The organism is Novosphingobium sp., assembly GCF_032093395.1.
Taxonomy (GTDB): Bacteria; Pseudomonadota; Alphaproteobacteria; order Sphingomonadales; family Sphingomonadaceae; genus Novosphingobium.
The window spans coordinates 64,276-76,070 of the sequence record NZ_DAMDBA010000008.1; the positions used below are offsets into that span (position 1 = coordinate 64,276).

Annotated in this window: 10 protein-coding genes; 8 read left to right on the top strand and 2 right to left on the bottom strand. The window is 67.6% G+C overall.

From position 1 onward, the window contains the following. Positions 1–89: 89 nt before the first annotated feature. Positions 90–1,697 (bottom strand): hypothetical protein, encoded by a 1,608-nt coding sequence (locus RT424_RS04790; protein WP_313434826.1) that lies wholly within the window; start codon positions 1,695–1,697, stop codon positions 90–92. 296 nt (positions 1,698–1,993) lie between these two features. On the opposite strand from RT424_RS04790, the gene RT424_RS04795 reads away from it, so the two are divergent. The 8 genes from RT424_RS04795 to virB11 all read left to right on the top strand — a co-directional run bounded on the left by RT424_RS04795 (position 1,994) and on the right by virB11 (position 10,026). Beyond that, positions 1,994–2,368 (top strand): hypothetical protein, encoded by a 375-nt coding sequence (locus RT424_RS04795; protein ID WP_313434827.1) that lies wholly within the window; start codon positions 1,994–1,996, stop codon positions 2,366–2,368. Between the two features lie 253 nt (positions 2,369–2,621). Continuing rightward, positions 2,622–2,975: a TrbC/VirB2 family protein gene (locus tag RT424_RS04800; protein ID WP_313434828.1), complete on the top strand. Its 354-nt coding sequence runs from the start codon at positions 2,622–2,624 to the stop codon at positions 2,973–2,975. 3 nt (positions 2,976–2,978) lie between these two features. Beyond that, the gene (locus tag RT424_RS04805) at positions 2,979–3,260 is read left to right on the top strand and encodes a VirB3 family type IV secretion system protein (RefSeq protein ID WP_313434829.1); all 282 of its coding nucleotides are present in this window, start codon (positions 2,979–2,981) and stop codon (positions 3,258–3,260) included. 24 nt (positions 3,261–3,284) lie between these two features. Next, the gene (locus RT424_RS04810) at positions 3,285–5,714 is read left to right on the top strand and encodes a VirB4 family type IV secretion/conjugal transfer ATPase (protein ID WP_313434830.1); all 2,430 of its coding nucleotides are present in this window, start codon (positions 3,285–3,287) and stop codon (positions 5,712–5,714) included. Between the two features lie 5 nt (positions 5,715–5,719). Then, positions 5,720–7,012 carry a type IV secretion system protein gene (locus RT424_RS04815; protein WP_313434832.1) on the top strand — a complete coding sequence of 431 codons (1,293 nt, stop codon included), beginning with the start codon at positions 5,720–5,722 and terminating at the stop codon, positions 7,010–7,012. Beyond that, on the top strand, positions 7,009–7,899 hold the full coding sequence (locus RT424_RS04820; RefSeq protein WP_313434834.1) for a TrbG/VirB9 family P-type conjugative transfer protein: 891 nt from the start codon (positions 7,009–7,011) through the stop codon (positions 7,897–7,899). The genes RT424_RS04815 and RT424_RS04820 overlap by 4 nt, the downstream gene beginning before the upstream one ends. Positions 7,900–7,902: 3 nt before the next feature. Next, complete coding sequence (locus tag RT424_RS04825) at positions 7,903–8,988, top strand: TrbI/VirB10 family protein (RefSeq protein ID WP_313434836.1); 1,086 nt, start codon at positions 7,903–7,905, stop codon at positions 8,986–8,988. A gap of 6 nt (positions 8,989–8,994) precedes the next feature. After that, positions 8,995–10,026 carry a P-type DNA transfer ATPase VirB11 gene (gene virB11, locus RT424_RS04830; protein ID WP_313434838.1) on the top strand — a complete coding sequence of 344 codons (1,032 nt, stop codon included), beginning with the start codon at positions 8,995–8,997 and terminating at the stop codon, positions 10,024–10,026. Between the two features lie 250 nt (positions 10,027–10,276). On the opposite strand, the gene RT424_RS04835 is transcribed toward virB11, so the two are convergent. Next, positions 10,277–11,773 (bottom strand): Ppx/GppA family phosphatase, encoded by a 1,497-nt coding sequence (locus RT424_RS04835; RefSeq protein ID WP_313434840.1) that lies wholly within the window; start codon positions 11,771–11,773, stop codon positions 10,277–10,279. Positions 11,774–11,795: the final 22 nt, after the last annotated feature.

An 11,795-nucleotide genomic window follows, 5' to 3' on the forward strand; every position in this document is an offset into this window, starting at 1 on the left:
TGCGTCGATGAGGCGCCGGATCGGCGTCTCGTTCGTGACAAGAGGGGACGGCCGCGACGGCCGCCCCCTCGATGTCACGGGTGGCCGGATCAGGTCGTCGGCAGCGTGGTGCAGGCTGCGTTCGAACCGAAGTTGGCGGTCGCGTTGTCGCAGGTCCAGCCACGATACCAGGTGTCGCTGGCGCCCGACACGGCGCCGATGTAGCTGACCTTGTCGAAGTAGCTGGAGATCGTGGTGATGTCGGCATAGCCGGCGACGCCGCTTTCGTTCGCGCCGTTGACGAAAGTGCTCGTCAGCGTCGAGGTGAAGGCGGAGTTGTTGCCATTGGCGGTGCCGAACGCGGCGGCGGTGGCGGCGGCGTTATAGCTGCCCGAACCCAGGAACGGGTCGTTGGCGGCGCAGGTCAGCACCGTCGCGAAGGCCTTAAGCGTGGCAGCGGCCGAGCCGTTGGTGCTGGTGCCGTGGAGGCGGATGCACTGGTTGGCGGGCGAGGTGATGACGTTGTTGATCAGCGTCACGTCCGAGTTGCCGCGGATCAGGATCGAGGCAAGGTCGTTCGATTCGTTGTTGGTGCTGGCCGCAGGCTGCACCGCCGTGAAGTTGGCGATGGCGATCTTCGAGCGCGGTGCCTGGTCTTCGTTGCCGTTCGAATCGATCTCGTAGAACGCGTCGCCGTTGGCGCTGCGCTGCAGGATCAGGCCGTACTGGAAGTTGGCGATGACGCCGGTGTCGAGGTCGAGGCTGTCATCGTCGGCGTTGACGGCGATGTAGTGCTTGAAGTTCACGGCGCCGCCGAAGAACTCCGAACCGTCGTCCGAGCTGTTGACCGACTGGAAGTAGTCGAAGGTGGTGCCGGTGCCGGTGCCGCCGCCGGTGAGTGACTGCAGTTCCTTGCCGACCGCGAGCGAATAGCCCGAATAGCGGATCTGCACGTACTTCATCGAGCCGGCGTTGTAGGTGTTGTCGGCGCCACCGAAGCGGGCCGGGTTGGCCGAGCCTTCGGTGTCGCGTTCGCAGTTGCCGCCGGTGGTCGAGCCGATGTTGCAGTCGGTCACGATGCCGCGGCCGAGCAGCACGACGCCGCCCCACTGGCCCTGGTCGGTGTCGGTGGCCGTGCCGACGACGTTGGCGCGGCTGGTGAAGATCACCGGCTGGGTGGCGCTGCCCACGGCATTGAGCTTGTTGCCGCGATTGACGGCGAGCCAGGCCGGCTCGGCGCCGTTTTCGCCATAGACGATGACGCCCGGATCGACCGTCAGGGTGACGTCGGTGTCGGCGGTCAGCGAGCGGTTGGCGCAGCTGACGGTCGAGGTCACGACGGGAGCGGCGGAAGTCGGTGCCTTGAAGCCACCGTCGCAGCCCACGTCGACGCGGCCGTTCATGCGGTAGATCACGCCGGCCAGCTTGGGCAGGCTGGAGCTCTTGTCCACCAGGGTCGGCAGGGTGCAGACGCGCCAGGTACCCTGCGAGGTAGGCAGCACGCCGCTGTCCGTGAGGCCGCCGGTGGCGTTGAAGGTGGGGCAGCTGGCCGCTGCGACGACCGTGCCGGGGGTCGGCGTCGGCGCGGGAGTGGGGGCAGGCGTCGGTGCGGGAACAACGATGCTGCCGGCGCCCGGCGAAGCGATGTCGTCGGCACCGCAGCCGGCGAGAGCGAGAGCACTGCAACCGATCAGCAGCGCGCCATGAATGGTCTTCACGTGAATTCCCCCGTTTGTCAGGTCGAGCCTAGGCGGCGAGTCCGCCTTCGCTGAGCGCGGGGTCTAGGAGGAGGGGGTGACAGTTTGTTGGCGATACAATGACAGTAATCTGCATTTATACGACAGTGATGTGACGAACGCGCCGCACTAACTCGAAAGGGGTAGGGGCGACTCGCATTAGGCTGCGCGAACACAGGTCGATTGCAGTTTTATGACACTTGCGTCATTTTCTTGTGAAGGGCGGTTTTTGGGCGGATGTTGCATTTCGTCAACAGATACAAACCGGGAGAACCGCCATGTCCCTTACTGCTCTTGCCGCCACTCTCCTCCTCAGCCAGGGCGCCGTGACGGCTGCGCCGGCTACGCCGCTCAACGACCGCATCGACGTGGCCTATACCGAACTTTCGAGTGGAAACGCACCGGCGGCGGTGAGCAAGCTTGAGGCATCCGGCGCCACCAGGTCCGAAGATCCGGCCACGCTGATCAACCTCGGGTCCGCCTATGCGGCCAATGGGCAGACGGAAAAGGCGCTTGCCGCCTATCGCGCCGCCGTGAGCAGTTCCGATCGCTACGATCTGCAACTGGCCGACGGAAGCTGGGTCGATTCGCGCGCTGCCGCCCGTCTTGCGCTGAACAACCTTCTGCGCACGACTGCCCGCGCGTCGCGCTGAAGCCCTTTGGGACCGGCAAGTCCCTGTAACAAGAGGCGGGATCCTCAATTTCCCGCCCTGATATGCGCCGCTGGCCTTTCGGGACGCACCTGAATTATAAGATGCCTACACAATAAGGGTGTGGTGAGGGTTGCGGCGCCCCTTCTGAGATGATGTGATTCCCCTGTGGCGATGCAATGGGGCGGCCCGTTCGGCCGTACGATCGTCACATTGCTGTCATCCAGATGGAGCACTGCGCCCTCATACGGAGGGCATGGTGATTCGTTACGCTCAGCTTCAGACCCGCAAGGTACGGGGATATTTCGCACATTTCGCGGCACTTGTGGCCGTCGGGCTCGGCTTCGTGCCGTCTCTGGCGCAGGCGCAGCAAGTGACTCGCGCCGATCCGGCCGGTTCCGGCCCGATCGTCAACGCGCTCGGCTGGCTCCAGGGCACGCTGCTCGGCAATGTCGCCACGGCGGTTGCCGTCATGGCGGTGGCCGCGGTGGGCTTCATGATGCTGACCGGCCGCATGAACTGGCGCTTCGGCGCCACCGTGATCATCGGCTGCTTCGTGCTGTTCGGTGCGGGCGCGATCGTGTCCGGCATCCAGTCGGCGGCGGGCTGAGCGATGAACCTCGCGCGCTTCCCCGTTCACCGCGCGCTTACCCGCCCGCAGATGTTCGCGGGCGTGACGTACAGCTTCTTCATCATCAATGCGGCGGTGACGACGGAAATCTTCCTCATCACCAAGAGCTTCTGGGCGCTGCCCGCAGCGCTCGCGATCCACGGCACCGGATACCTCGCATGTCTACGCGAACCCCGGGTATTCGACCTGTGGATCGCCAAGGTCAGCAAGTGCCCGCGCATACCGAACTGGCAGCGCTGGGGTTGCAACAGCTACGCGCCCTGATTGGGGGACGCGGGGGAAATGACGATGTCCAAGAGCAAGAAATCGGCCCTCAAGGGCGCTCTTGGCGGTTGGGCCGCCAAGGAAACGCTGGTCGGCGACCGGCTGCCCTATCAGGCATTGGTGGACGAAAACGTCGTGCTGCTGCGCGATGGTTCGGTCATGCTCTCGCTGATGGTGCCGGGCTTCGCCTTTGAAACCGCCGATAGCGAGGAATTGAACGCCCACGTCGCCACGCGCGAAGTGCTGCTGCGTTCCTCGCTCGACGCGCGCTTCGTGCTGTACCATCACGTTATCCGCCGCCGCGTGCAGATCGCCATGGATGGCCGGTTCGAGGATCCGCTCGCGGCCCATATCGACGCCCGCTGGCGGGCACGCACCGGTTCGGGCGCGCTCTTCGTCAACGACCAGTTTATCACCCTGGTGCGCCGCCCCGCGCGCGGCAAGGCGGGTTGGCCGGACAAGCTTTCGCGCCTGCTGCGCAACAAGGGCCAGGCCCCGGCCGAGGCCGACGCCGGCGATGTCCGCTCGCTCCGCGCCGCCGCCTCGGCCATGGTCGCCTCGCTCGGCGCTTATGGCGCGCGCCTGCTCGGCGACTACGAAGGGCAGGCGGGGCAGTGCTCGGAAGTGCTGGAACTGCTTTCGGCGCTCTACAACGGCGAGATGCGCCCGGTGCGCAAGCCGGTGGAAGGCACCGATATCGGCCACATGCTGGCCTATCGCCGCATCAATTTCGGTATGGACGCGCTCGAACTGCGCGGCGCCGCCAGTGCCTCGTTCGGCTCGATGGTCAGCCTGAAGGACTATCCGGACAGCACGGCGCCGGGCCTGACCGACCCCTTGCTGCGGTTGCCCTGCGAACTGGTGCTGACCGAAACTTATGCGCCGTCGGACCGGCAGATCGCCCGCGAGCGGATAGACCTTGCCATCCGCCGCCTGCGCTCGGCGGACGAGGAAGCCATGGCCGAACGCCGGGAAATGTCCTCTGCCCGCGATTCGCTGGGCACCGGCGCGGTCGGTTTCGGGGACCACCATCTCTCGGTGCTGGTGCGTGCCGATACGCTCGACGCACTCGACGAAGTGACGGCGATGTGCGCCGCCTCGCTGGCCGATGCCGGTGCGGTGGCCGTGCGCGAGGACGTCAACATGGAGCCGGCGTTCTGGGGCCAGCTCCCCGGAAACGAGGCCTTCATCGTCCGCCGCGCGCTGATTTCCAGCGCCAACATGGCCTGCTTCGGCTCGCTCCACGGCTTCGCGATGGGACAGGCGAGCGGCAACCACTGGGGTGATGCGGTCACGCTGCTCTCCACCACCAGCTCGACGCCGTTCTTCTTCAACTTCCATCAGGGCGACCTCGGTAATTTCACCGTCATCGGACCGTCGGGTTCCGGCAAGACGGTGGTCATGAACTTCCTTGCCGCCCAGGCGCAGAAGTTCGCGCCCCGCACCGTGCTGTTCGACAAGGATCGCGGCGCGGAAGTGTTCCTGCGCGGCATCGGCGGCACTTACAGCCGCGTCGCCGCCGGGCATCCCACCGGCTTCAACCCGCTCTCGCTGCCCGACACCGCCGCCAACCGCGCCTTTCTGCGCGACTGGCTGGGCGTGCTGCTGGAAGCCAAGGGGCCGGAGGAACTCTCGACGATCGCGGGCGCCGTGGATGCGGCGTACCACAACGATCCCTCGCTGCGCCGCCTCTCCCACTTCCGCGAACTGCTGGCAGGCGCGCGCCGCCCGGAACCGGGTGACCTCGCCAGCCGCCTCGACGCCTGGATTCAGGGTGGCGAGCATGGCTGGCTGTTCGACAACCAGTACGACCGGCTCGACCTCTCGGCCCGCGTGCTCGGCTTCGACATGACCGCGCTGCTGGAAAGCCCGCGCCTGCGCACGCCGGTCATGATGTACCTGTTCCACCGCATCGACGAACGCCTCGACGGCGAGCCGACGATGATCCTCATCGACGAGGGCTGGAAGGCGCTCGACGACGAAGTCTTCGCGGCGCGCATCCGCGACTGGTTGAAGACGCTGCGCAAGCGCAACGCGCTGGTGGGCTTCGCTACCCAGTCGGCGCGCGATGCTTTGGACAGCAAGATCGCCACCGCCCTGGTCGAACAGACCGCGACGATGGTGTTCATGCCCAACGCCCGCGCCCGCTACGAGGATTACTGCGAGGGCTTCGGCCTCTCGCAGCACGAGCTTGACGTCATCAAGACCCTGCCCGCCCAGTCGCGGTGCTTCTTGGTTCGCCAGTCCGACGCCTCGGCGGTCGTAAGGCTCGACCTTTCGGGCATGCCCGAAGTTTTGACCGTACTGTCCGGCCGCGAAAGCACCGTGCGCAAGCTCGACCAGCTGCGCGAGCGCTACGGCGACGACCCCTCGGCCTGGTATCCGCTGCTCACGGGCTTCCAGTGGCCGGGTGAAGGTGACGAAGACGCCGCCTGGATCGAGGCGGCGGAGTAGGCGCGATGAGCAGCGCCTGCGAACAGCTTACCGAAGTCGCCAGCGCCGGGGTCTCTCCGGCACTGCGCGCGGTCGATTGCGTGGCCAACGAGATGGCATCTGCCGCCTTCGGCCGCCTGTTCGGCGCCGAGGGGGCCATGGCCCCGGTGCTGACCATCCTGCTCACGCTCTACATTGCCTTTTTCGCGATCTCGCTGCTGACCGGCCGCTCCAGCCTCGGCATCTCGGCCTTGACGCCGCGCATGCTGACGCTCGGCCTGGTGCTCACATTCGCAACGAGCTGGATCGCCTATCAGGGCGTGGTCTGGAACCTTGCGGTGGGCGGGCCGGACTGGATCGCCTCGCAGCTGATGGGTGCCAGGGGATCGGCCACGCAGATCTTCGGTGACCGGATCGACGTGGTGTTCAATGCCATTGCCGAAGCCTCGCAGAATGCGGGCCAAGCGGGAGGTGAGGCGGCCCAAGGCGCAGCCGAGGGCGCCGCGCCCGCCAAGGCTGCCATGCCCGGCGGCGGCGCGGCGGGACTGTTCTCGCCCGACAGCGTGATGTGGATGGGCGCGCTGATGCTGCTGCTCGGCACCGTGGGCGTGCTGCTGACGGCGCGTATCGCGCTGGCCATCCTGCTTGCGCTCGGCCCGATCTTCGTGGTCATGGCGCTGTTCGGCGGCACGCGCGGCCTCACTGCCGGGTGGCTGCGCGGCGTGGTGCTGACCGCGACCACACCGCTCTTCGTCGTGCTCGGCGGCGGCATCACGCTGGAACTGCTGGTGCCGATCGTCTCGGCGCTGGTGCAGGGCGCGCAACTGGGTGAGATCGACGGACGCGCCGCCATGGCGCTGTTCGTGGTCGCGGCGGTCCACCTCGCGCTGATGGGCATGGTGCTCAAGGTGGCGGGCACGCTGGTATCGGGCTGGCAGGTCTTCGGGCTGGCACGCAGCGAACCCTCGCGCGGCGGACGCGAAAGCGCGGCACCTCCGGCGCCGGTTTCAGCCGCCACCGGACAGGTAGCGCCTTTCGTACCGGCCGCTACCGCTTCGCGCACGCCGGCGGTATCGGCCGCCAGCGCCGCCGCCATGGTTTCCGCCCCGGCGGCGGAGCAGGGCTCCGGCGGGCAGGGGGGCGACAGGCGCACCGTTATCACGCAAATCTCGGGCGGCGGTATCGAGGCGATGGGCGCCAGTCAGGCCTCGCGCACGCGCGGTATCGGCAGCCGCTTCCGCGCCTCGAACGACGGCGCTGCAAAAACCAAGGCATCTGGCAATACGGGCCGCGCGGCGGCCGGGGAGACATTCAAATGATCCGCACCAAGGCCCGCGCCCTGGCCGCGACCGCCGTCCTGATCGCGATGGCACCTCTTGGCGCATCCGTTGCGCGGGCGGACGACCGTCTGGTCCAGCACGCCTATGCCGATAACGAAGTGGTTCGGATCGACGGACGAACCGGCGTTCAGGCGACCATCGCCTTCGGCAAGAACGAGGCGATCGAGAACGTTGCGGTCGGCAATTCGCAGGCCTGGCAGATCACGCCGAACAAGCGGGCAGACCTGCTGTTCGTCAAGCCGCTGGAGGCCAGCGCGCGCACGAACATGACGGTAGTGACCAACCGCCATACCTACTTCTTCGACCTCGTGGCCTCGCCCAAGTCGCGCCCGCTCTACATGCTGCGCTTCACCTACAAGGACGAGCCTGCCGAGAGCCTGCCGGGAACGCCCGGGGCGCCGCAAGTGGCGGGGCTGGATCCCGACGAACAGGCGCTGGCCGCCGGCGATCCCGCCGCCCTGCCGACCGACCCGGCCGCGCTCAATTTCGAATGGAAGCGTGTGGGAACGGCCAAACTGCTGCCCACCCGCGTCTACGACGACGGCAGTTCCACGTATCTGTTGTGGCCCGAGAAGACTTCGGTTCCCGCGATCCTCATCACCAACGAGAAGGGTGACGAAGGCCCGGTGAACTATGCCGTGCGCGGCGCGATGATCGTGATCGACGACGTGCCGGACAACATCATCCTGCGTTCGGGCAAGGCCAGCGCCGAACTGGTCAATGCACGTCCGGTGGCCTCGCGGCCGCCCGTCGCTCCGGTAGCCGCTCCGGCTCCGGCTGCTTCGGCAAAGATCACGCCGAACCCCGCGACGACCGCCGTCGCCACCGCCGCTCCGGCCAACGGCCCGAATCCTCAGGGGAACTGATCCATGGCGCCCAATTCCACTCTGCGCGAAAAGTTCGGCAGTGCCGAGGCCACCGATCCGCGTGATGGCGAAGGTGCGCAGGTCATCGATCTTGCCACCCGCAACGTCATGCCGCAGGTCAGCCAGCGCAAGAAGGCCGACGGCTTGGGCCTTGCCGCCGGCGTCCTGATCGTGGCCGCGCTGGGCGGGCTGACCTTGTGGTCGATGGATTCGGTGCGCAACGGCCCCGCCGCGCAGCCGCAAGCCGCCGCGCCGCAGCCAGCCGCGCCCGCACCCGCCGTCCCGGGCCCGGTGGCGGCCGTGCCGCAGCCCCAACAGACGCCCGCACCGCTGCCCGCTCCCGCCCCCGCGCCGGTGCTCGCCGCCGCACCCGGTGCAGCCCCCGCGCCGGAGGCCAATCCTTTCGCCAATCCCACCGTCGTCTTCGACGCGGGCGGCAATGCCGTGACGATCCCTGCCGTAGGGGCGGCCGGTGAAGCCAAGGGCGGCAACGCCAACGACGATTTCGCCGCCCGCATCGGCGGCACCGGCAGCACCGCCGCCGCCGCGCGCACCTTCGATCCGGCGACCACGGTGACGCAGGGCACGCTGATCCCCGCCGTGCTGGAAACCGCGATCGATACCGACGTGCCGGGCTATGTCCGCGCCATCGTCTCGGCCGACGTGCGCAGCTTCGACGGCAAGCGCACGCTCGTCCCGCGCTCCTCGCGCCTGATCGGCCAGTACAAGAGCGGCCTCACCGCCGGCCAGAAGCGCGCCTATGTGATCTGGAGCCGCCTGATCCGCCCGGACGGCGTTTCGGTGAACCTTGGCTCGCCCGCCATCGCCTTCGGCGGCGAAACCGGCCTGTCCGGCAAGGTCAACAGCCACTTCTTCGAGCGCTTCGGTTCGGCCATGCTGCTTTCGGTGGTCGGCGGGCTTTCGACCCTGGCCACCAGCGGCTCCAGCGTGGTGATTGGCGGCGGGCAGTCGGCAGCGGCGGCGGCAGTCCAGCAGAGCGGCAGCGTCGGCCCGACCATTCGCGTCCGTCAGGGCGAGCCGATCCGGGTGTTCACCGCCAAGGATCTCGATTTCAGCCAGGTCCAGTGACGAACGATGGCCGATATCCTGACTCTGCAAGGCCCCGCGCCCGTGTCTGACGCGCCGCCCGCGCTGGCGGCTGCGCGCTCCGTCTATCTCGACGCCTATCTCGCGCCCCTGCGGCCGTGGCTGGACCGCGAGAGCGTTACCGAAATCCTGGTCAACCGTCCCGGCGAGATCTGGGTGGAAGACGCCGCCCATCCCGGCATGCAGCACATCATGCTTCCCGAGATGGATAACCGCCTGCTCCAGCGCCTTGCCGAGCAGGTCGCGCGGATCAGCCATCAGGGCATCAACCGCGAACATCCGTTGCTCTCCGCCACGCTCCCCGGCTACGGCAACCAGAGCGGCGCGCGTATCCAGCTGGTCGGCCCGCCCGCGACGCGTGCCAACTGGGCGATGGCGATCCGCCGCCATCGCCTGCTGGAACTGCCGCTGGACGCTTACGATCGTGGCCCCATCGCCGTTCCCGCCGAGGAACCGACGCCCGATCCCATGGCCGAGCCGATCGCCTTCCTGCGGGATGCCATCCGCCGTCGCCGCACGATCCTGATCTCGGGCGGCACGTCGACCGGCAAGACCACCTTCCTCAACGCCATGCTTTCCGAGATACCGGACCATGAGCGCGTCGTCCTCGTCGAGGATACCGCCGAACTGCGCCTGCCGGGCGCCAACGGCGTCGGCCTGATCGCGGTGAAGGGCGAACTGGGCGAGGCCAAGGTTTCGGCCAACGACCTGCTTCAGGCCGCGCTACGCCTGCGCCCCGACCGCATCGTGCTGGGCGAGCTGCGTGGCAGCGAGACCGTCTCGTTCCTGCGCGCGATCAATACCGGGCATCCGGGCTCGTTCTCGACCGTCCACGCAAACACCCCGCGCGGCGCGCTCGAACAGATCGCGCTGATGTCGATGCAGACCGGCATCGGCCTTACCCGTGCCGAGACGCTGGAATATGCGGCCTCGGTGATCGACATCGTGGTGCAGCTGGACCGACAGGGTGGCAAGCGCGGCATCTCCGCGATTGCCGAGAGCGCGACGCTGGTCGGGTAGTGGCGCGCGGGTGGGGTGTAGGCCGCCCTGCAAGCTGCTCGCCCCACCACCCGTCGCTGCACCAAAACCCACCGTCATCCTGAACTTGTTTCAGGATCCATTTCTGATCATCAACGGCAGCCTGATCGGCAAGATGGATCCTGAAACAAGTTCAGGATGACGTGGGTGTTTGATGCGATCCATTCCTGACGGTGAGAGGGGCTCTCGCCACTACGCCGCCTTGTGCGCAAACGTCAGCCCGACCACCCGCTCAATCCGCCAGCGCCACCCCATTCGGATCGCACACCGCGTAGCCCAGCCCCAGCCAGTCGGCCAGGGCCTTGTGGTCCTTGGCGACGCCGGGACTGTAGAGCGGGCGCATCGAAGGATCGAGGGTGAGGATCAGCTTGCCACCCTCGGCGCGGATGGAGCTGCGCGCCAGGCCGTGGGCCGAGCAGCCGGTCAGGCGGCGGCACAGGCGCACCGCAAGGCCCCAGCCGATCGCGCGGTCGAGGTCTTCCTGGGAGGCGAGGCGGGTGAACTGCTCTGGCACTTCGGTCTGGCCGGAATTGGCGAAGACGGTCATCGCCATCATGCCGCGCCCGTGCATGTCGAGGCCGATCCAGCGCTTGCGCAAGGCCCAGGTCATGGCCTCCTCGGTGCGCAGGTTCGGCTCGGTGCGCATGGCGGCGAGGGCCAGCAGGCCGCAGGCCTGGCGAAGCTGGCGGTCCTGAGGCTCTTCGCGGCAGACCGGCGCGGTCCAGCGCGCCACGGCCATCGCGTCTTCGGCGGTGACGCGCGCGGCGGCGGAGAAGGCCGCGACGCTGGCCAGCATCGGATCCTGCGCCTGGATTTCGGCGGGAAGCTGCGCGTGCAGCAGTCCCTCTCGCAGGCCCCAGGAAGAGAACACCAGCTTCGAAGGCTTCAGCTGCGCGATCACTTCCACCATCAGCGCGGCGGCGTCGGGCAGGCTGGCAAGGCGGCTGGCGGAGATGCGCGGATCGACGTCGTTGAGCTTGCCCTTGACGAAAATTCGCGCAAGGCGCAGCGCTTCCGATGCGGGCAGTTCGAAGCCGTGAGGATCGTCCACCGGGAAATCGAGCGCGCGCATGGCCTGAAGCGCGAGGGCGCGCCACGAGCCGCCGACGATGTAGAGCGGCTGGCCGCGTCCCTTAGCGATACCGGTCTGGTCCCAACTCGCCTTTTCCAGGCCCTTCCGCACCGTTTCGGAGAACCGTGCGTCGCCTTGGGCGCGCAAGTCGGGCAGGCGCAGCGTGCCGAGTGGCAGGGTGATGCCGCCCGTGCTGCGGCCATCGGCGATCTCGACGAGTTCGAGGCTGCCGCCGCCGAGGTCGGCGGCAATGCCATGGGCACCGGGGAAAGCCGCGATCACGCCGGTGGCGCTGGCGCGGGCCTCTTCCTCACCCGAGAGCAGGCGGGGCGACAGGCCGAACTGGCGGACGGCATCGAGGAAGACCTGGCCGTTGGAAGCATCGCGCGCGGCGGCAGTGGCCACGCACTCCACGTCCCGAACGTCGAGCAGGCGCAGTAGGCCCGCGAAACGGGCCAGGGCCACCAGCGCGGCCTTCATCGACTTTTCGTTGATCGCCCCGGTCTTGCCGAGATCGCGACCCAGCCGCGCGTTGACTTTCTCGTTCAGGATGACGACCGGCGCGCGGGGCGGCCCGTTGTAGACCACCATGCGCACGGTATTCGACCCGATATCGATAATAGCGCGCTTATCGCTGCTTTGGCTTATGCCGATCATTCCGTTCAGACGAATCGCCCAA

Excerpts from the sequence above, each read along its gene's own strand:
- RT424_RS04795 (WP_313434827.1), top strand. The coding sequence starts at position 1,994 with ATGTCCCTTACTGCTCTTGCCGCCACTCTCCTCCTCAGCCAGGGCGCC.
- RT424_RS04800 (WP_313434828.1), top strand. The coding sequence starts at position 2,622 with ATGGTGATTCGTTACGCTCAGCTTCAGACCCGCAAGGTACGGGGATAT.
- RT424_RS04805 (WP_313434829.1), top strand. The coding sequence starts at position 2,979 with ATGAACCTCGCGCGCTTCCCCGTTCACCGCGCGCTTACCCGCCCGCAG.
- RT424_RS04810 (WP_313434830.1), top strand. The coding sequence starts at position 3,285 with ATGTCCAAGAGCAAGAAATCGGCCCTCAAGGGCGCTCTTGGCGGTTGG.
- RT424_RS04815 (WP_313434832.1), top strand. The coding sequence starts at position 5,720 with ATGAGCAGCGCCTGCGAACAGCTTACCGAAGTCGCCAGCGCCGGGGTC.
- RT424_RS04820 (WP_313434834.1), top strand. The coding sequence starts at position 7,009 with ATGATCCGCACCAAGGCCCGCGCCCTGGCCGCGACCGCCGTCCTGATC.
- RT424_RS04825 (WP_313434836.1), top strand. The coding sequence starts at position 7,903 with ATGGCGCCCAATTCCACTCTGCGCGAAAAGTTCGGCAGTGCCGAGGCC.
- virB11 (WP_313434838.1), top strand. The coding sequence starts at position 8,995 with ATGGCCGATATCCTGACTCTGCAAGGCCCCGCGCCCGTGTCTGACGCG.
- RT424_RS04835 (WP_313434840.1), bottom strand. The coding sequence starts at position 11,773 with ATGATCGGCATAAGCCAAAGCAGCGATAAGCGCGCTATTATCGATATC.